This is a genomic window from Kocuria sp. LUK (assembly GCF_021012935.1).
Classification (GTDB): domain Bacteria; phylum Actinomycetota; class Actinomycetes; order Actinomycetales; family Micrococcaceae; genus Kocuria; species Kocuria flava.
In genome coordinates this window covers 52,029-71,389 of record NZ_JAJMZI010000005.1, presented here as the reverse complement: position 1 = coordinate 71,389, position 19,361 = coordinate 52,029, and the positions used below count along the sequence as shown (strand labels likewise).

18 protein-coding genes are annotated in these 19,361 nt (G+C 76.5%); 13 read left to right on the top strand and 5 right to left on the bottom strand.

Annotation, left to right across the window (positions count from 1 at the left end; all coding sequences use genetic code 11):
- Nucleotides 1–29: 29 nt before the first annotated feature.
- Together LQU92_RS10285 and LQU92_RS10280 are read right to left on the bottom strand one after the other, a co-directional pair.
- The gene (locus LQU92_RS10285; RefSeq protein WP_230780500.1) at nt 30–1,268 is read right to left on the bottom strand and encodes a heparan-alpha-glucosaminide N-acetyltransferase domain-containing protein; all 1,239 of its coding nucleotides are present in this window, start codon (nt 1,266–1,268) and stop codon (nt 30–32) included.
- Between the two features lie 119 nt (nt 1,269–1,387).
- Complete coding sequence (locus LQU92_RS10280; protein WP_112255431.1) at nt 1,388–2,401, bottom strand: TerC family protein; 1,014 nt, start codon at nt 2,399–2,401, stop codon at nt 1,388–1,390.
- A 225-nt stretch (nt 2,402–2,626) separates the two neighbouring features.
- On the opposite strand from LQU92_RS10280, the gene LQU92_RS10275 reads away from it, so the two are divergent.
- The 7 genes from LQU92_RS10275 (at nt 2,627) to LQU92_RS10245 (ending at nt 10,197) form a co-directional block, all read left to right on the top strand.
- Nucleotides 2,627–3,748, top strand: a complete 1,122-nt coding sequence (locus tag LQU92_RS10275; protein WP_230780497.1) for a glutamate--cysteine ligase — start codon at nt 2,627–2,629, stop codon at nt 3,746–3,748.
- Nucleotides 3,749–3,859: 111 nt separating this feature from the next.
- Entirely contained in the window at nt 3,860–4,648 is a 789-nt protein-coding gene (locus tag LQU92_RS10270; protein ID WP_230780495.1) for an alpha/beta fold hydrolase, read from the top strand.
- Nucleotides 4,594–5,370, top strand: coding sequence for a triacylglycerol lipase (locus LQU92_RS10265; protein ID WP_230780494.1), 777 nt, complete (start codon nt 4,594–4,596; stop codon nt 5,368–5,370). The genes LQU92_RS10270 and LQU92_RS10265 overlap by 55 nt, the downstream gene beginning before the upstream one ends.
- Nucleotides 5,371–5,432: 62 nt before the next feature.
- Complete coding sequence (locus tag LQU92_RS10260) at nt 5,433–5,627, top strand: DUF2795 domain-containing protein (RefSeq protein ID WP_058859118.1); 195 nt, start codon at nt 5,433–5,435, stop codon at nt 5,625–5,627.
- A 119-nt stretch (nt 5,628–5,746) separates the two neighbouring features.
- Nucleotides 5,747–6,667: an NADP-dependent oxidoreductase gene (locus LQU92_RS10255; protein WP_230780492.1), complete on the top strand. Its 921-nt coding sequence runs from the start codon at nt 5,747–5,749 to the stop codon at nt 6,665–6,667.
- 72 nt (nt 6,668–6,739) lie between these two features.
- Nucleotides 6,740–8,512, top strand: a complete 1,773-nt coding sequence (locus tag LQU92_RS10250) for a dynamin family protein (protein WP_374229688.1) — start codon at nt 6,740–6,742, stop codon at nt 8,510–8,512.
- The gene (locus LQU92_RS10245) at nt 8,509–10,197 is read left to right on the top strand and encodes a GTPase (protein WP_230780488.1); all 1,689 of its coding nucleotides are present in this window, start codon (nt 8,509–8,511) and stop codon (nt 10,195–10,197) included. Before LQU92_RS10250 ends, LQU92_RS10245 begins: the two co-directional genes overlap by 4 nt.
- A gap of 141 nt (nt 10,198–10,338) precedes the next feature.
- Here the strand turns inward: LQU92_RS10245 and LQU92_RS10240 are convergent, their stop codons facing one another.
- The gene (locus tag LQU92_RS10240) at nt 10,339–11,148 is read right to left on the bottom strand and encodes an IclR family transcriptional regulator (protein ID WP_255667404.1); all 810 of its coding nucleotides are present in this window, start codon (nt 11,146–11,148) and stop codon (nt 10,339–10,341) included.
- Nucleotides 11,149–11,262: 114 nt separating this feature from the next.
- Between LQU92_RS10240 and leuC the strand changes: the two genes are divergently transcribed.
- The 6 genes from leuC (at nt 11,263) to LQU92_RS10210 (ending at nt 18,002) form a co-directional block, all read left to right on the top strand.
- Nucleotides 11,263–12,741: a 3-isopropylmalate dehydratase large subunit gene (leuC, locus tag LQU92_RS10235; protein WP_230780486.1), complete on the top strand. Its 1,479-nt coding sequence runs from the start codon at nt 11,263–11,265 to the stop codon at nt 12,739–12,741.
- A gap of 29 nt (nt 12,742–12,770) precedes the next feature.
- Entirely contained in the window at nt 12,771–13,370 is a 600-nt protein-coding gene (leuD, locus tag LQU92_RS10230; RefSeq protein ID WP_230780485.1) for a 3-isopropylmalate dehydratase small subunit, read from the top strand.
- Nucleotides 13,371–13,542: 172 nt separating this feature from the next.
- Complete coding sequence (gene murA, locus LQU92_RS10225; RefSeq protein ID WP_230780482.1) at nt 13,543–14,859, top strand: UDP-N-acetylglucosamine 1-carboxyvinyltransferase; 1,317 nt, start codon at nt 13,543–13,545, stop codon at nt 14,857–14,859.
- Nucleotides 14,860–14,869: 10 nt separating this feature from the next.
- Nucleotides 14,870–15,616 (top strand): 1-acyl-sn-glycerol-3-phosphate acyltransferase, encoded by a 747-nt coding sequence (locus tag LQU92_RS10220; RefSeq protein ID WP_230780479.1) that lies wholly within the window; start codon nt 14,870–14,872, stop codon nt 15,614–15,616.
- Between the two features lie 179 nt (nt 15,617–15,795).
- Entirely contained in the window at nt 15,796–16,848 is a 1,053-nt protein-coding gene (locus tag LQU92_RS10215) for an NAD(P)H-dependent glycerol-3-phosphate dehydrogenase (RefSeq protein WP_230780476.1), read from the top strand.
- The gene (locus LQU92_RS10210; RefSeq protein WP_101852113.1) at nt 16,845–18,002 is read left to right on the top strand and encodes a D-alanine--D-alanine ligase family protein; all 1,158 of its coding nucleotides are present in this window, start codon (nt 16,845–16,847) and stop codon (nt 18,000–18,002) included. Before LQU92_RS10215 ends, LQU92_RS10210 begins: the two co-directional genes overlap by 4 nt.
- 15 nt (nt 18,003–18,017) lie before the next feature.
- Here the strand turns inward: LQU92_RS10210 and LQU92_RS10205 are convergent, their stop codons facing one another.
- Both LQU92_RS10205 and LQU92_RS10200 read right to left on the bottom strand, forming a co-directional pair.
- The gene (locus LQU92_RS10205; protein WP_101852114.1) at nt 18,018–18,632 is read right to left on the bottom strand and encodes a class F sortase; all 615 of its coding nucleotides are present in this window, start codon (nt 18,630–18,632) and stop codon (nt 18,018–18,020) included.
- A gap of 81 nt (nt 18,633–18,713) precedes the next feature.
- A complete protein-coding gene (locus LQU92_RS10200; RefSeq protein ID WP_230780474.1) occupies nt 18,714–19,361 on the bottom strand; it encodes a hypothetical protein in 648 nt (215 codons plus the stop codon).

The window sequence follows — 19,361 nt, the reverse complement described above, 5'->3', positions numbered from 1 at the left end:
GGAGCGTTCCTGGGAGCCCCCCGGGGGGCTCAGGCGGTGCCGTCCGCCGCGCCCCGGGCGAGGACCCTCCGGCGGGCGGCTCCGGCGGCGCCCGAGACGACGCGCTCGAGCGGGCCCTGGCCGAAGGCGTGGCGCCACGCGAGGGCGAACAGCACCGAGAGCGCCAGCACGGCCAGGCACCACAGCAGCGGGTAGGCGTAGTGCACCTCGAAGGACAGGAGCACGAGCTGGCCGGTGTAGAGGGTGAGGGTCATCGCGCCCACGGCCGCCAGCGGGTTCAGCCACGCGCCGTAGCGCCGGGCGATCAGCAGCAGCGCGCCCACGGCCGCCACCGCGACCCCGAGGCTCCACAGCACGGAGAAGGGCGTGTTGGCGTGCGGGGCGGAGAGCACCTGCCACCACAGGGAGTTCGTCGGCAGGGCCTCGGAGGGGCCGAAGACGATCATGTCGTCGAGCTGCTGCCGGGTCAGCTCGGGGATGCTGTAGAGCAGCGTCATGTACCCGCTCGTGGCGTAGAGCAGCAGCCACGAGACCAGCTTCGCCACCGCCGCCAGGCCCGCGCCCGCGGCCAGCAGCCCGCCCTGGACGCGCCGGCTGTTGAGGTTGAGCCGGCCGACGGCGAGGCCCGTGAGCAGGTAGGCCAGGTACGGCAGGGCGGGGTAGGTGCCCGTCAGCAGCAGCTGGGAGAGCAGGGCGGCCGGCTCGGTCACGAGGTGGGCGAAGGTGGGGTTGTGGGAGGAGTACTCCGGCAGCCGCCCGCCCACGGCGTGGACCAGCAGCGGGGCGAGGACCGCGGCCGCCCCCGCGCAGATCAGCAGCGTGCGCACCTGCAGGCCCAGGAACGGCAGGGAGAGCAGGAAGAAGACGCCGTAGGCGGGCAGGATGGAGATCGCCGGCGGGAACTCCTGCGGCAGCAGGTAGCCGATGCTCAGGCCCAGCGCCGCGATGAGCAGGGCCCGCACCGCGATCCCGGCCCGCACGGCCCGCATCTCCCGGCCGGTCCGGGGGCGGCGGCCCCCGGAGGACAGGGCCAGTCCCACCCCGGCGACCAGGGCGAACAGCGCCGCGGAGTCCCCCGCGAACAGCAGCCAGGACAGCGTGGGGGTGCTCGTGCCCTCGTAGGCGGCGGGCAGGAAGTGGATGGCCGTCAGCCCGACGAGGGCCAGGCCGCGGGCCGCGTCCACGGCCTGCACCCGGCCGGTCGGGCGGCGGGCCGCCCGGCCGGCCGCGGGGGCCTGGGCCCGGCGGGGCGTGGATCGGTCGTCCATGGGGATGCGTGGTCCTCCTGCGTCCGGGGCGGCCTGGTCCGGCCCTGCTCCCGTCGATCTTCGCATCCGGGGCGGTTCGTTCCCGCATCGTGTCGCGGCGCGACCGGCGCGCCGTGCGCTCAGCGGCGGGGCCGCCGCCACAGCGGCTCCGCCGCGGCCACCTCGGCCGCGGAGGCGGCCCGGAAGGGCGGGTGCTCCGGGCGCTCGGCCGGGCGCCGGCCCTGCCCGCGCGTGGCGTGCAGGCTCGTGAGGACGGAGGTCCCCACGAGCGCCGCGATCACCGCCAGGGACAGCCCCGTGGGGATCTCCACGACGTGGACCTTCAGCGCCATCTTCACCCCCACCCACACCAGCACGGCGGCCAGGCCCAGGCGCAGGTGGACGAAGCGGTGCATGAGGTCGGCGAGCAGGAAGTACATCGCGCGCAGCCCGAGCACCGCGAAGGCGTTGGCGGTGAACACCAGGAACGGCTCGTCCGTGACGGCGAAGACCGCCGGGATGGAGTCGAGGGCGAAGAGCAGGTCCGTGGCCTCGACGAGCACGAGCACGGCCAGCAGGGGGGTGGCCCGCAGCGCGCCGCCGGTGCGCACGAGCAGGCGCTGGCCGTAGTAGGCGTCGGTCATGGGCACCACCCGCCGGAACAGGCGCAGCACCGCGGACTGGTCCGGGTTCAGCTGCGCCTCCCGCTGGCGGGCCATCCGCCAGCCGGTCCACAGCAGGAAGGCCGCGAAGACGTAGAGGACGCCCTCGAAGGCGTGGATCAGCGCGGCCCCGGCGGCGATGAACGCGCCGCGCAGCACGAGCGCCCCGACCACCCCGAGGAACAGCACCCGGTGCTGGTAGCGGGGCGGCACGGCGAACCAGGACAGGAGCACGGCCCACACGAAGACGTTGTCCACCGACAGGGACTTCTCGACCAGGTAGCCCGAGAAGTACTCCTGGCCGGCCCGCGCCCCCCACAGCGCCCAGACGAGCACGCCGAAGCCGGTCCCGCAGGCGACCCACACCGCCGTCCAGGCCGCCGCCTCCCGCACCGCGATGGCGTGGGGGCGGCGGTGGGCGAGCAGGTCGACGGCGAGCATCGCCGCGATCCCGGCGAGCACGGCCGCCCACCCCCAGACCGGGACGTCCATCGCGCTCCCTCCGGGGCCCGGTCTGCGCGCGGCGCGCCCGCCGGACCCCTCCCGGGACCCAGCGAACCCCGCCCGGGTCCACGCGTCAAGGTCCCGCCGGTCCCCGGGCAGGGCGGGGGTGCGGTGCTACGCTCGCCGTGCGCCGACGCGTCCCGCGCGGCGACGACGGCGGAGCGTCCCGCGCCCGCCCCGGCGGCCCGACCGGTCCCGATGGTGGTGACGTCCGTGACCCCGACCCCCGGCCCCCTCCGCACCTTCGGCGTCGAGGAGGAGCTGCTGCTCGTCGACGCCGACTCGTTCGTCCCGGCCCCGGCCGGTCCGGAGGCCGTGCGGCGGCACGCCGAGCGGGCCGCGCCGGGGCCCGGCAGCGGCCACCACGTCACCACGGAGCTGCAGCAGGAGCAGATCGAGGTCGCGGGCCCCCCGGTCCGGGGCCTGGCCGAGCAGCTCGAGGCCGTGCGCCGGGGCCGCGAGCTGGCCGACGCCGCCGCCCGCCGGGTGGGCGCCCGCGCCGTGGCCCTCGCCGCACCGGTGGCCCCGCAGCAGCCCCACCCCGCCCCGGACCCGCGCTACGCGTGGCTGCGGGAGCACTACGGCCTCGTGGCCCGCGAGCAGCTCACGTGCGGGCTGCACGTGCACGTGGGCGTCACCGGCGCCGCCGAGGGCGTGGCCGTGCTCGACCGCGTCCGCGTCTGGCTGCCCGCGCTGCTCGCCCTCAGCGCCAACTCCCCGCTGTGGTACGGGCGCGACACCGGGTTCGCCAGCTTCCGCTACCAGACCTGGGCCCGGTGGCCCACGTCCGGGCCCCGCGACGTGCTCGGCTCCGCGGCGGCCTACGAGGAGCACTGCGCGGCGCTGCTGCGCAGCGGCGTCGCCCGCGACCGCGGGATGCTCTACTTCGACGCCCGCCTCTCGGCCCGCTACCCGACCGTGGAGGTGCGCATCGCCGACGTGTGCCTCGACGCGGGGCACACCGCGGTGCTCGCCGCCCTGGTGCGGGCCCTCGTGGAGACCGCCGCCCGGCAGGCCAGGGCAGGGGTGCCCGCCCCGGACGTGGACACCGGCGTGCTGCGGGCGTGGTCGTGGCAGGCGAGCGCCTCGGGCACCGAGGGGCCGCTGGTCTCGCCCGCCACGGGCGCACCGGCCCCGGCCGCCGAGGTGGTGGGCGAGCTGCTCGCGCACGTGGGCCCCGTGCTCGAGGACCAGGGGGAGCTCGCCGCGGTCGAGGACGGCACGGCGGCCGTGCTGCGCGGGGGCACCGGCGCCCGGCACCAGCGCGCGGCCTGGGCGGCCCGGGCCGACCCGGCCGACGTCGTCCGCACCGCGCTGGCCGCCACCCACGGCTGAGCGTCGCGGGCGGGACCGTGGCGGGCTCGCCCGCACCCGCGGGCGGTACCGTGGCAGCAGCGCCCGCACCCGCGGGCGGCCGCACCCCCCTCGACCGCGGAGGAGACCCCCGTGCCCGCAGCCCGGCCCGCGCCCCTGACGCACCGGCGCCTCGTCGTCGACGGCCGCGCGGTCGAGGTGCGCGGCACCTTCGACCGCGGGCGCCCGGCGGTCGTGCTCGTGCACGGGATCGGCGTCTCGGGGGAGTACTTCCTGCCCCTGGCCGCCGCGCTCGCGGCCGACCGGGACGTCTACGCCCTGGACCTGCCCGGCTACGGCACCGCGCCCGGGCCGCGGCGGCCCCTGTCCGTGCCCGAGCTCGCCCGGGTGCTCGCCGGCACGGTGCGCGCCCTGGAGCTGCGCGCCCCCGTGCTCGTGGGCCACTCCATGGGCTGCCAGGTCGTCGTCGACGCGGTCGCCGGCGACCCCGGCCTGTGCGCGGGCTGGGTGCTGCTGGGGCCGACCGTGGACGCCTCCGCCCGCGGGCCCCTGCGGCAGGCGTGGCGGCTGCTGCGCGACACCCTGCGGGAGCCGCCGGCCACCAACCGGGTGATCCTGCGCAACTACCTGCGCATGGGCCCGGTGCGCTACCTGCGCACCGTGCGCACCATGCTCGCCGACCGGATCGAGGCGGACCTGCCCCGCTGCGCCGCCCCCGGCCTCGTCGTCAGGGGGGCCCGCGACCCCATCGCGCCCCGCCGGTGGGCCGAGCAGCTCGCCCGCCTCGCACCCCGGGCCGGCTGCCTCGAGATCCCGGCAGCCGCCCACGCCGTCCAGCACACCCGACCCCAGGAGCTCGCCGCCGCATGCGCCCCCTTCCTCGACGCCCTCGCCGGCCGGACCGTCCCGCCGGGGAGCTGAGCGAGCTCGCCGCCGACGCCGCGGCCTGGGCACTGGACTACGCCTGGGCGGTGCGCTGGCAGGCCGCCGGGCTGCTGCGCCGGGCCGATCCGCACGCCTTCCGCCGCCGCACGCCCGGACGGCCGTCGGTGGTGCTCATCCCGGGCATCTGGGAGCGCTGGACCTTCCTGCTGCCCGTGGCGCGGGTGCTCCACGAGCACGGCTGGGACGTGGTCCCCGTGCCCGGACTGGCCCACAACTCCGGCACGATCGAGGAGATGGCCCGCGTCGTCGACGACCACGTGCGGCGGGAGGGGCTGGAGCGGTGCGTGCTCGTGGCCCACAGCAAGGGCGGGCTGATCGGCAAGCAGCTGCTCGCCCACCACAACGGGACCACGACGATCCGGGGGCTCGTGGCCGTGAACACGCCGTTCACCGGCTCGGCGCTGGCCCGCCTGCTGCCCCTGCCGGCCCTGCGCGTGTTCCTGCCCCGCTCCCCGGAGCTGACCGCGCTGGCGGCGAGCCGGCACGTGGACCGGCACATCGTCTCCGTCCACGGCCGCTTCGACCCCCACATCCCGGGCGGCAGCCACCTGGAGGGGGCGCGCAACGTGCGGCTGGGCACGCGCGGGCACTTCCGCCCGCTGGGGGACCCCAGGGTCCACGCGGTGATCCTGGCCGCCCTCGAGGACCTCGCCGCGTCCCGGGACCCGCAGGGGGCTGACGAACCGGAAGCCTGCTGACAGACTGGGAGCGTCCGCATCCCGCCGGCCGGCGGGAGCGACCGACCCCGAGAGGAGCGAGCGTGTCCGAGAACCCGAACCCCATCGAGCTGCAGAAGCACCTCGGCGGCCTGGACTACCCCGTCAGCAAGGAGGACGTGGTCCGGCGCGCCGAGGAGTCCGGCGCCGACGGCACCGTCCTGGAGGCTTTGCGCGGGCTGCCGGAGAGGACCTTCGAGAAGCCCACCGACGTGACCGAGGCGGTCTTCGGCGGCTGAGCCGGCGGCCCCGGGCAGCGCGCGGACGGCGCCCGGGGCCGCCCGCCCCGGCACCCGTTCCCCGCCCGTCCCGGCGGGCGGGCGGAATAGCCGCGGGGGAGGGGGCCGTTGCGCCGGGCATGAGAGCACTGACCTACTCCCGCTACGGCGGCCCCGACGTCCTCGAGCTCACCGACCTGCCGCAGCCCAAGGTCCCCCCGGGGTGGGTGCTCGTGGACGTGCGCGCCGCCGCCGTGAACCCCGTCGACTGGAAGATCATGTCCGGGGGCCTCGACGCGCTGATGGACGTGCAGTTCCCGGTGGTCCCCGGCTGGGACGTCTCCGGGGTCGTGGCAGCGACCGGCATCGACGTGCCCGAGTGGTCCCCCGGCGACGAGGTGGTCGCCTACGCCCGCACCGACTGGGTGCACGGCGGCACGATGACCCAGCAGGTCGCCCTGCCCGCCCGCCTGCTCGCCCCGAAGCCCGCCACCGCGACCTGGGAGGAGGCGGCGGCCCTGCCGCTGGCCGGGCTGAGTGCGCTGCAGGTCGTCGACCGGCTCGGGGTCGCCGCCGGGGAGACCGTGCTGGTGCACAACGCCTCCGGCGGCGTGGGCGGTTTCGCCGTCCAGCTCGCGGCCGCCCGCGGCGCGCGCGTGATCGGCACGGCCTCGCCCGCCAACCACGAGCGCGTGCGGGCGCTCGGCGCCGAGCCCGTGGCCCACGGCGACGGGCTGCCCGCCCGCGTGCGCGAGCTCGCCCCCGGGGGCGCCGACGTCGTGGTCGACCTCGTCGGCGGGGTCGTGGAGCAGACCCTGGCGGTGCTCGCCGAGGGCGGGCGCCACGCCTCGATCGCCGACGACGCCGTCGAGGCGCACGGCGGCACGTGGATGTGGGTCCGCCCCTCCGCCGAGGACCTCGCCGAGCTCGTGCGGACCGTGGACCGCGGCGGACTGCGCATCGAGCTCGACCGCACCGTGGAGCTGGCGGACGCGGTGGCGGCCTACCGGCTCAGCGCCGAGGGCCACGCCCGCGGCAAGATCGTCGTGCGCATGCCCTGAGCCGGCGCCCGGGGACGGGCCGCACACGCCGCGGTCCGTCCCCGGGCGATGCTCAGCACGCTGACTGGCACAATGGGGACCGTGAACGACCAGACGGAGCTCCTGAGGGCCCTCGAGGACGCGCGGGCGCTGCTCGCCGGCGCGGACCTGCCCCTGTCCACGGCCGGCGCCGCGCACGGACGGGAGGAGATCGGGCGCGCCGTCGCGCAGCTCGACGACTACGTCCTGCCCCGCGTCCGGTCCCTCGACGCCCCGCTGCTCGCGGTGGTCGGCGGGTCGACGGGCGCCGGCAAGTCCACGCTCGTCAACGCGCTCGTGGGCCACCCGGTCACCCGGGCCGGCGCGATCCGCCCGACCACCCGCCAGCCCATCCTGGTGCACCACCCGCGCGACGCCGAGGCCTTCGCGACCCAGCGGGTGCTGCCGCACCTGAGCAGGATCCACGCGCGCAAGGTCACCCCGGCCGGCTCGACCGCCGCGGACACCGCCTCCCCGCACGCCCTGCCGGGCACCGCCGACGGCCAGGCCCTCGTCCTGCTCGCCGAACCGCGCATCCCCGAGGGCGTCGCCCTGCTCGACGCCCCCGACGTCGACTCCATCTCCGACGAGAACCGCCGGCTCGCCGGGCAGCTGCTGGCCGCGGCCGACCTGTGGCTGTTCGTCACGACCGCCAACCGCTACGCCGACGCCGTCCCGTGGCGGCTGCTCGTCGAGGCCGCGCAGCGGCGGATCACCGTGGCCGTGGTCCTGGACCGGGTGCCCCCCGGGCTCGAGACCGAGATCGAGGAGGACCTGCGGCGGATGCTGGGCGAGCAGGGCCTCGCCGAGGCCCCGGTCTTCACCGTCCCCGAGTCCCCGCTCAACGAGACCGGGATGCTGCCCCCGCACGTCGTCGCCCCCGTGGCGGACTACCTCGCCGCGCTCGGCCGCGACGCCGCGGCCCGCTCCGGGATCGCCCGCCGCACCCTCGGCGGCGCCGTGGGCTCGGTCGCCGACCGTGCCCGGGCCGCCGGGGAGGCCGTGGCCGCCCAGCACCGCGTCGGGGAGCAGCTGCGCAGCGACGTGGAGCGGGCCTTCGACGAGGCCCTCGCCGCCGTCGTCGACTCGACCCGGGACGGGACCCTGCTGCGCGGGGAGGTCCTCGCCCGGTGGCAGGACTTCGTCGGCACCGGCGAGTTCTTCCGCGGCCTCGAGGCCGGCATCGGACGGCTGCGCGACCGCGTCACCGCCTTCCTCACGGGCCGCCCGGCCCCCGAGGTCCAGGTCGAGGAGGCCATCGAGTCCGGGCTGCAGACCGTCGTCGTCGAGGAGGCCGCCCGCGCCGCGGAGACCGCCGAGCGCCGCTGGCAGGACGAGCCCGCCGGCCGGGCCCTGCTGGGCGGGTCCGACCTCGGGAGCCTCCCGGCGGACTTCCCGGCCCGCACCGCCGCGCAGATCCGCGCCTGGCAGGGCGACCTCATGGACCTGATCCAGCGCGAGGGCGCCGACAAGCGCACGAAGGCGCGCGCGATGTCCCTGGGCGTCAACGCCCTGACCGTCGTGCTGATGATCGCCGTGTTCTCCACCACCGGCGGGCTCACGGGACTGGAGGTCGGCATCGCCGGCGGCTCCGGGGTGGTCGGCACCAAGCTGCTCGAGGCCGTCTTCGGCGAGGACGCCGTGCGCCGCATGGCCGAGGAGGCCCGCCGCAACCTGGAGACCCGCATCCGCGCGCTGCTCGACGAGCAGGCCGCGGTGTTCCTGGACCGGCTCGACGTCCTCGCGGGCGGGTCTGCCGCCGAGGAGCTCACGGCCGCGGCCGATCGCGTGCGCGCGGCCGCGGCGCGGCTGGGAGCGGGACAGTGAGCCCGGCGGCGCGCGGGGCGCCCACGCTCTCCGACCGGCTCACCGCGCTGGCCCGGGCCACCGACCTCGCCGAGGGCCGCCTCGACGACGCGGCCGTGGCCGCCGCCCGCACGGTCCTCGACCGCGCGGCCGAGCGCCGGTCGCTGTCGGCCGACCACACGGTCGTCGGCTTCTTCGGCGCCACCGGCTCCGGGAAGTCCAGCCTGTTCAACGCGGTGCTCGGCCGCGACGTCGCCCGCACCGCCGCCCGCCGGCCCACGACCGCGGAACCGCTCGCCGCCGTGTGGGGCGAGGCCGGCAGCGAGCCCCTGCTGGACTGGCTCGGCGTCGCCCAGCGCCACCACGCCGAGACCCCCCTGCCCGCGCCCGCGGCAGGCGGGGGCCGGTGGACCCGGGTGCGGGAACGGCTCACCGGCCCCGGGGCCCCCGAGCAGCCCGGCGGGCTGATCCTGCTGGACCTGCCCGACTTCGACTCCGTCAGCCTCCACCACCGCACGATCGTGCAGCGGCTCGTGGGCATGGTCGACGTCGTCGTGTGGGTCGTGGACCCCCAGAAGTACGCCGACGCCCTCATCCACCAGGAGTTCATCACCCCGCTGGCCCGGCACGGGGCCGTGACCATGGTCGTGCTCAACCAGGCGGACCGGCTGCCCGCCGCGGAGGTGCCCGCCGTGCTGCGCTCCCTCGAGGACCTGCTCGTGCAGGACGGGCTGCCCGTCACGGGCCTGTCGAAACCCGTGGCCGTCTCCGCGGCGACGGGGCAGGGCGTCGAGGACCTGCGCGCCCGCATCCGGGAGGTCGCCGACACCCGCGCCGCGGCCTCGGCGCGCCTGGACGCCGACGTCGACGACGCCGCCGCCCGGCTCGCCGAGGCCTCCGGGGAGGGCGAGCCCGCCGGCATCACCGCCGAGGCGGAGGACCGGCTGACCGACGGGCTGGAGCGAGCCGCCAACACCGCCGGCATCGCCCGCGCCGCCGGGAGGTCCTACACCCTCCACGCCACCGCGCACACCGGGTGGATCGCCACCCGCTGGCTGCAGCGGTTCCGCAAGGACCCGCTGCGCCGGCTCAACCTCGACCGGGGGGAGACCGTGAACCCCGAGGTCAACCGCACGTCGCTGCCGCCCATGGGCCCGGCCCAGCGGGCGGCCGCGGACGCCGCCGTGCGCACCTTCGCCCACGACGCCGCCGCCGGGGCGCCCGAGCCCTGGACGCGCTCGCTGCGCCAGGCCGCCCGCACCCACGAGCAGCACCTGCCGGACGAGCTCGACCAGGCCGTGGCCCGCACCGACTTCCGCGCCCGCCGCCGCTCCTGGTGGTGGCTCGTCCTCGACGCCCTGCAGTGGCTCGCGATGGCCGCCCTCGTCGCCGGGCTGCTGTGGCTGCTCGGGCTGTTCCTGCTCGAGTGGTTCCAGGTCCCCGTGCCGCCACCACCGGTCGTCGAGGGCCTCCCGCTGCCGGTGCCCACCCTGCTCGTGCTCGCCGGCGTGGTGACCGGGCTCTTCACGGCCCTCACCGGCCGGGTCCTGGCCGGGCTCGGCGCCCGGCTGCGGGAGCGGGCGGTGCGGCGCAGGCTGCGGGCCTCGGTCGCCGACGCCGGCCGGCGCACCGTCGTCGAGCCCGTCGAGGACGAGCTGGCGGCCCACGGCGCCTTCCGCGAGGCGCTGGGCGTGCTCGGCCGCTGAGCGGTCCCCGCCGCCCGCGCGGGAACGGCCGGCAGGGCCGTCCCGGCGGCTCCCCGCGCCGCGGCGTCCCCGCCCAGCGGCAGCCGCAGCCGGCCCGGCGGGCCCGCAGCCGGAGCGCCGCCGCCGCGCCGGTGGTGCCGGTCAGGCGCCGGCCCGCACCGCCTCCGTGAGCTGGCGGGCCGCCTGCACGACCACCTCGGCGTGCAGCCGGCCCGGCTGCCGGGTCAGCCGCTCGATCGGGCCGGAGATGGACACCGCCGCGATCACCCGCCCCGAGGGCCCGCGCACGGGCGCGGAGACCGAGGCGATGCCCGGCTCCCGCTCGCCCAGGGACTGGGCCCAGCCGCGGCGGCGCACCCCGGCCAGCACGGTCGCCGAGAAGCGGGCGCTGCGCAGCCCCTCCAGCAGCCGGTCGTGGTCCTCCCAGGCCACGAGCACCTGGGCCGCGGAGCCTGCCTTCATCGACAGCTGGGTGCCCACGGGAATGGTGTCGCGCAGCCCGATGGGGCGCTCGGCCGAGGCGACGCACACGCGCCACTCGCCCTGCCGCCGGAAGATCTGGGCCGACTCGCCGGTGGCGTCGCGCAGCTGGACCAGCACCGGGCCCGCCGCCGCGATCAGGCGGTCCTCGCCGGCGGCCGAGGCGAGCTCGGCGAGCCGGGAGCCCAGGACGAAGCGGCCCTGGACGTCGCGGCCGACGAAGCGGTGGTGGGCGAGGGCCACCGCCAGCCGGTGCACCGTCGGGCGCGCGAGGCCCGTGGCCGTCACCAGCTGGGCGAGCGTGGCGGGGCCGGCCTCGAGGGCGTCGAGGATCATCGAGGCCTTGTCGACCACGCCCACGCCGCTGGGGGAGCTGTTCGGGCGCAGGTCCAGGCCGCCGCCGCTGCCGTGCCCGCCGAGCGGGCTGCCCAGGGGCGCGCCCGTCGGGTCCAGATGTCCGGAGATGTCCATGCACTGATACTAACGTCTCAGAATGTGAGAAGCACGTCCGAGGACTGGCCACCGCGCGGGCGCACGCCGGACCATGGAGGAGCACCCTCGACAGGCAGCACGGAAGGATCCGCCATGCCGGACACCCAGTCCACGACCCCTCGTTCCCCCAGCACGGCCCCGCGGGGGCGCACCCTCGCCGAGAAGGTCTGGGCGGACCACCTCGTGCGCCAGGGCGAGGACGGCCGGCCGGACCTGCTCTACATCGACCTGCACCTGCTCCACGAGGTGACCTCCCCGCAGGCCTTCGAGGGGCTGCGCCTGGCGGGTCGCGCGCTGCGCCGCCCGGACCTGACGATCGCCACCGAGGACCACAACACCCCGACGCAGGACATCTTCTCCCGCATCGCCGACGACACCTCGCGCAAGCAGATCGAGACGCTGCGGGCCAACTGCGCCGAGTTCGGGGTGCGCCTGCACCCCCTCGGCGACGCCGAGCAGGGCATCGTCCACGTGGTGGGCCCGCAGCTGGGCCTGACCCAGCCGGGCATGACGGTGGTGTGCGGGGACTCGCACACCTCGACCCACGGCGCGTTCGGCGCCCTGGCCTTCGGCATCGGCACCTCCGAGGTCGAGCACGTCATGGCCACCCAGACCCTGCCGCTGGCCCCGTTCCGGACCATGGCGATCACCGTGGAGGGCACGCTGCGCCCGGGCGTCACGGCGAAGGACATCATCCTGGCCGTGATCGCCAAGATCGGCACCGGCGGCGGGCAGGGCTACGTCCTGGAGTACCGCGGCTCCGCGATCCGCGCCCTGTCCATGGAGGCCCGGATGACCATCTGCAACATGTCCATCGAGGCCGGGGCCCGCGCCGGGATGATCGCCCCGGACCAGACCACGTTCGACTACGTCCAGGGCCGCCCGCACGCGCCCACCGGCGCCGACTGGGACGCCGCGGTCCGGTACTGGCGGACCCTGCGCACCGACGACGACGCCGTCTTCGACGCCGAGGTCTTCCTGGACGCCGACGAGCTCGAGCCCTTCGTCACGTGGGGCACGAACCCCGGCCAGGGCGTCCCCCTGTCCGCGGCGGTGCCGGACCCGGAGGAGATGGGCGACGAGAACGACAGGGCCAACGCCCGCCGCGCCCTGGACTACATGGCCCTGGAGCCCGGCACCCCGATGAAGGAGATCCCGGTCGACACCGTCTTCCTCGGCTCCTGCACCAACTCCCGGATCGAGGACCTGCGGGCCGCCGCCGAGATCGTCAGGGGCCGCACGAAGGCCGAGAACGTGCGCATGATGGTCGTGCCCGGCTCCGCGAAGGTCCGCCTGCAGGCCGAGGCCGAGGGCCTGGACAGGGTCTTCACCGACTTCGGCGCGGACTGGCGCTTCGCCGGGTGCTCGATGTGCCTGGGCATGAACCCGGACCAGCTGGCCCCGGGGGAGCGGTGCGCCTCCACGTCCAACCGCAACTTCGAGGGCCGCCAGGGCAAGGGCGGGCGCACCCACCTCGTCTCGCCCGTGGTGGCCGCCGCCACCGCGGTGCGCGGCACGCTGTCCTCCCCCTCGGACCTCGCCCCGGTCGGCGCCGGCCTGGCCGTCGCCTGAGCCGCCCGCACCCACCCAAGGAGCACCCCATGGAGAAGTTCACCACCCACCGCGGTGTCGGCGTCCCGCTGAAGCAGTCCAACGTCGACACCGACCAGATCATCCCCGCCGTCTACCTCAAGCGGATCACCAAGACCGGCTTCGACGACGCGCTGTTCGCGGCCTGGCGCAAGGACCCGGACTTCGTGCTCAACCGCGAGCCATACCGCCACGGCTCCGTGCTCGTGGCCGGGCCCGACTTCGGGACCGGCTCCTCGCGCGAGCACGCGGTGTGGGCGCTGCGCGACTACGGCTTCCAGGTCGTGATCTCGGCCCGCTTCGCCGACATCTTCCGCGGCAACTCGGGCAAGCAGGGCCTGCTGGCGGCGCAGGTCGACCAGTCCGACGTCGAGCTGCTGTGGAAGCTGCTGGAGGAGCACCCCGGCACGGAGGTCGAGGTGGACCTCGAGGCCCGCACCGTGACGTGCGACACCGTGACCGTGCCGTTCACGATCGACGACTACACCCGCTGGCGGCTGATGGAGGGCCTCGACGACATCGGGCTCACCCTCCAGCAGGAGGACGCGATCACCGCCTACGAGGCCTCGCGGCCCGCGTTCAAGCCGACGACGCTGCCCGCGCGCACCTGACGGACGCGCACGTCCGCCGGGCCCCGCGCGGGGCCCGGCGGGACGGCGGCCAGGGCCCGGCCCGGACACGGCCGGGCCCTCGCGTGTCCGGGGGCCCGGTCCGGGGAACCTACACTGTACGGGTGCCGCCCCCGCCCGGGGGGCGGTCCGGCAACCCAAGGATCGGAAGGTCATGAGCAGCGCACTGCACATCACGGGCGGAGTCCCCCTCTCCGGGCAGGTCACCGTGCGAGGTGCCAAGAACCTCGTCCCCAAGGCCATGGTGGCCGCCCTCCTGGGGTCGACGCCGTCCACGCTCGCCAACGTGCCGGAGATCAAGGACGTCGAGGTCGTCACCAACCTGCTCTCCCTGCACGGCGTGCAGGTCTCCCGCACGGACGGGGTGCTCGAGCTCGACCCCTCGGCGGTCACCACCGCCCACCACGCGGACATCGACGCCCACGCCGGCGACTCCCGGATCCCGATCCTGCTGTGCGGGCCGCTGCTGCACGCCCTGGGCGAGGCCTTCATCCCCGACCTCGGCGGCTGCCGAATCGGCGACCGCCCCATCAACTACCACCTCGACGTCCTGCGCCACTTCGGGGCCCGGGTCGAGAAGGTCGAGAGCGGCATCCGGATGAGCGCCCCGTACGGGCTCACCGGCGCGAAGGTCGAGCTGCCCTACCCCTCCGTCGGCGCCACCGAGCAGGTGCTGCTGACCGCCACCCGCGCCGAGGGCCACACGGAGCTGCGCGGGGCCGCGACCGAGCCCGAGATCATGGACCTCATCGCGATCCTGCAGAAGATGGGCGCGATCATCACCGTCCAGACCGACCGGGTGATCCGCATCGAGGGCGTCCCCGAGCTGACCGGCTACCGGCACCGGGCGATGCCCGACCGGATCGAGGCCGCCTCGTGGGGTTCGGCCGCGCTGGCCACCGGCGGGGACATCTTCGTGGCCGGTGCCCGGCAGTCCGACATGATGACCTACCTCAACACCTTCCGGAAGGTCGGCGGCGGGCTCGACATCGGCGAGGACGGCATCCGCTTCCACCACCCCGGCGGGGACCTGAACCCGCTGATCGTGGAGACGGACGTGCACCCCGGGTTCATGACCGACTGGCAGCAGCCGCTCGTGGTGGCGCTCACCCAGGCCAGCGGCGTGTCCATCGTGCACGAGACCGTCTACGAGAACCGCTTCGGCTTCACCGGCGCGCTCAACCGGATGGGCGCCACCATCCAGCTGCACCGCGAGTGCCTGGGCTCGGTGCCGTGCCGGTTCGGGCAGCGCAACTTCGTGCACTCCGCCGTCATCTCCGGGGCCACCCCGCTGCGGGCCGCCGAGATCAACATCCCCGACCTGCGCGGGGGCTTCTCCCACCTGATCGCCGCCATGGCCGCCGAGGGCACCTCCCACGTGACCGGCGTGGAGCTGATCAAGCGCGGCTACGAGCACTTCACCGACAAGCTCAGCGGCCTCGGGGCGTCCTTCGACCTCGACGACGAGTGAGCCCCGCCCCATGAGCCGTGCTGCCGACCGCGTCCTCTTCCGCGTCCTGGCCGGGATCGTCCGGCCCGCCTACCGGCTGGTGGCCCGGGTGCGCTGGAGCGGCCAGGAGCACCTGCCCGCCTCGGGCGGGTTCGTGGTCGCGCCCAACCACCTCACCGAGCTGGACCCGCTGACCGTGGCCTGGGCGCTCTACGACAACGGGGTCCTGCCCCGCTTCCTGGCCAAGGACTCCCTCTTCCGCGTCCCCGTCGTGGGCACGCTGCTGCGCGCGACCGGCCAGGTGCCCGTGATGCGCGGCACCGCCGACGCCGCGGCCGCCCTGACCGCCGCACGCGCGGTGCTCGACGCCGGCGGGGCGGTCGTCGTCTACCCCGAGGGCACCCTGACCGGGGACCCCGACGGCTGGCCGATGACCGGCCGCACCGGGGCGGCCCGGCTGGCCCTGGCCGCCGGCGTGCCGGTCGTGCCCGTGGCCCACTGGGGCGACCAGGAGGTCCTCGGCCGCGACGCCGCCGGCCGCCGCCGCGTCAGCCTCGTGCCCCGCAAGGACGTGCGCGTGCGCTTCGGCCCGCCCGTCGACCTCTCGCCCTGGCGACGGGAGAGCCCCGACCTGGCCCGCCCGGGCAGCGGGGACCGGGACCGGCTGCAGGAGGCCACCGCGGCGATCATGCGCGCCGTGACCGCGGAGCTGGCCGTGCTGCGCGGGCAGCCCGCCCCCGACCGCCCGTGGGACGCCCGCCGCGGGGGCCGGTCGTGACCGGCCCGGCGGGGACGGACCCGGCCCGCACCGGTCCGGTCCCGCCCGGTCCGGAGGGGGGCGCCCCGGCCGCCGCGCCCGGTGCCCCGGCAGCGGGGGCGGCAGGCGCCGGGGCCCCAGCTCCGGGTGCCGCCGCCCCGGCCGTCGTCCCGACCGGCCCGGGCCCGCGCAAGGTCGCCGTGCTCGGGGCCGGCTCGTGGGGCACGACCTTCGCGAAGGTCCTCGCCGACAGCGCCCGGGAGTCCGCCCACGCCCGCCACGAGCCGCTGCGCCGCACGGTCGTGCTGTGGGGCCGGGACGCCGCCGCGATGGGCCACCTCGCCCGCACGCACGTCAACGACCGCTACGTCCCCGGCATCCGCCTGCCCGAGCTGCTCGCCGCCACCGGCGACCTCGGCGAGGCCGTCGCCGGCGCGGACCTCGTGGTCCTGGCCGTGCCCGCCCAGTCCCTGCGCTCGCAGCTGCCCGCCGTGGCGCGGCACGTCGCCCCGGACGCCGTCGTGCTCTCCCTGGCCAAGGGCCTCGAGGGCGGGACCGGGCTGCGGATGAGCGAGGTCGTCGCCGAGGAGCTCGGCCGCGGCACCGGCCTGGGCGCCGAGCACTGGCGGGCGCGCACGTGCGTGCTCTCCGGGCCGAACCTGGCGATGGAGATCGCCGAGGAGCAGCCCACGGCCTCCGTCGTCGCCGCCCCGGACCCCGCGCTCGCGGCCTGGGTCGCCCACGCCTGCCGCACCCGCTACTTCCGCCCCTACACCAACACCGACGTGGTCGGCACCGAGATCGGCGGGGTCGTGAAGAACGTCATCGCCCTGTCCGTGGGCATCGCCGACGGCCGGCACTTCGGGGAGAACTCGAAGGCCTCGATCATCACCCGCGGGCTGGCCGAGACGACCCGCCTGGCGCTCGCGCTGGGCGGGCGGATCGAGACGCTCTCCGGGCTCGCCGGCATGGGCGACCTCGTCGCCACCTGCTCCTCCCCGCTCTCGCGCAACCGCACGGCCGGCCGGCTGCTGGGCCTCGGCAAGACCCTCGCCGAGGTGCGGGAGGAGATGACCCAGACCGCCGAGGGCATCAAGTCCGCCCCCGCCGTGCTCGAGCTGGCCCGCCGCCACGGCGTCGAGATGCCCATCACCGAGGCCGTCGTGGCGATCCTGCGCGAGCGGATCTCCGTCGACGAGCTCGCCCCCCTGCTGCTCGGCCGCGAACTCAAATCCGAAGGGACCGCCCCATGACCCACACCCCGGACCCCGCCGCCCCCGCCGGGAGCCCGTCCGCGCGGCCCTGCGTGGCCGTGCTCTTCGGCGGGCGCTCCAGCGAGCACGCCATCTCCCTGATCACCGCCCGCGGGGTGCTGCGGGCCATCGACCGCGAGAAGTGGGACGTGGTGACGGTCGGCATCGCGCCCTCCGGCGAGTGGTTCCTCTACCCGCAGGAGGAGCTCGAGCGGCTGCTCGACGAGCAGCCCATCGCGCAGCTGCCCGTGGGCGAGGACCTCGTGAGCCTGCCCCTGAAGGTGGGGGAGTCCGAGCTGCTCGTGCGCCAGGACGGCCCGTGCGGCGGCACCGTCGGGCGCGACCGCCACGTCGACGTCGTCCTGCCCCTGCTGCACGGGCCCTTCGGCGAGGACGGGACCCTCCAGGGCCTGCTGGAGCTGGCCGATCTGCGCTACGTCGGCTGCGGGGTCACCGCCTCGGCGATGGGCATGGACAAGCACTTCATGAAGCTCGCCTTCGAGGCGGCCGGACTCGAGGTGGGCCCCTACGAGGTGGTCACCGACCGCCAGTGGCGCGCCGACCCGGACGCCGTGCGCGAGCGCGTGGCCGGGCTGGGCCTGCCGGTCTTCGTCAAGCCGGCCCGCGCCGGGTCCTCCTTCGGGATCACGAAGGTCGAGCGCCCGGAGGACCTCGACGCCGCGATCACCACCGCCCGCGAGCACGACCGCAAGCTGGTCGTGGAGGCGGCGATCACGGGCCGCGAGATCGAGTGCGCCGTGCTGCAGGGCCGCGGCACCGACCCGGTGCGCACCTCCATGCCCGGGGAGATCGAGATCGTCGACGAGCACGCCTTCTACGACTTCGAGGCCAAGTACGTCTCCCAGGCCTCGGCCCGGCTGAGCTGCCCGGCGGACCTGCCGGCGGAGGCCGCCGAGGCCGTGCGCGCCGGGGCGGTGCGCGCGTTCGAGGCCCTCGACGGCGAGGGGCTGTGCCGCGCGGACTTCTTCTACACCGACGACGGTCGCGTGGTCATCAACGAGATCAACACGATGCCCGGCTTCACGCCGATCTCGATGTACCCGCGGATGTGGGCGGCCTCCGGGCTGAGCTATCCCGCGCTGATCGACGAGCTGCTGAGCCTGGCCCTGGAGCGGCCGGTCGGGCTGCGCTGAGCCCGCGGCGCCCGCTCAGGGGTCCGCCGGGGAGGCCACGACGACGACGTTCTTCTCGACCGCGTCCCGGGTGTAGCAGCTGATGAGCACGACCCGGTTCGGCACGATCCGCCAGATCTGCGACCCTGCGAGCTCGTCCTTGTCGTAGGTCGCCACCGAGTCCACGACGTAGTCCAGGGTGCCGTCGAGGGTCTCGACCTCCAGCCGCATCCCGACCAGCGACGGGTCGGAGAGCCGGTTGAAGGGCAGCTCGATCCGGTCCCAGCTGTGCCCGGCGACGTAGGTGGTGTTCTCCGAGCCCTCCCCGGGCATGCCGTAGCGGGTCAGGAAGTAGCCGCTGTAGGTCTGCGGCGGCACCAGTGCGTCCTCGGCGAGCTCCTCCTCGGACGGGCTGTAGGGCAGCACGTCGGTGTCGAAGCCGACCTCGTCGATGCTCAGCCGCACCGGCGGGGCGGCCTGCGGGACGTGGCCCAGGACGTGCTGGGCGATCCACCACTGGTTCATCAGCGCGACCCACAGCACGGCCGCGCAGACCGTGACGACCGCCGCCCAGCGGGCGAGGCGGTCGGGGGCGCGGCGCGGTGCCGGTGCGGTCGTCGTGCCCGGTGCGGGGCGGGTGCTCGTGCTCATCGGCGGTGCCTGCGGCAGCTCGTGCGGCGGCGCGCTCCGGGGCCGGGGCCGCCCGCGGGCGGCCCCGGCCCCGGACCGGGCTCAGGCGCGGCCGCGCCCCGTCCGGCGGGCCCGCAGCGCGAGCGCCCCGGGCAGTGCGACGGCCGCGGCCAGCAGCGCCGTGATCAGCCCGGCGCCCGCCTGCTCCGGCGGGGCCGCCGTCAGGAAGGTGTCGACGGCCATCCCGGCGTTGGTCCCGAGGTCCGGCAGGGACTCGGCGGCCGGTGCGGCCGGGGCCACCTCGGCCGGCGCGACCTCGGCGGCCGGTGCCGCCGGGGCCACCTCGGCCGGCGCGACCTCGGCGGCCGGTGCGGCCGGGGCCACCTCGGCCGGGGCCTCCACGACGGCGGCCTCGGCGGCCGGTGCGGCGGGCTCCGGCAGGACCGGCGCGGCCGGCTCGGCGGCCGGGGCCGCGGGCGCCTCGACGAGGGGCGCCACGGGGGCCTCCGCGACGGGCGCGGGAGCGACGGCGGCCTCGGCGGGCGGTGCGGCGGGCTCCGGCAGGACCGGCGCGGCCGGCTCGGCGGCCGGGGCCTCGACGACGGGCGCCTCGGCGGCCGCCGGTGCCGCGAGCTCGGCCGCCGGTGCGGGCACCTCCTCGGCGACGGCGGCCGGTGCCGCCACGAGCAGCCCCCCGATCAGTGCGGTGGTCGTGGATCCGGCGGCCACCAGCCTCTTGAGAGCGGTCAT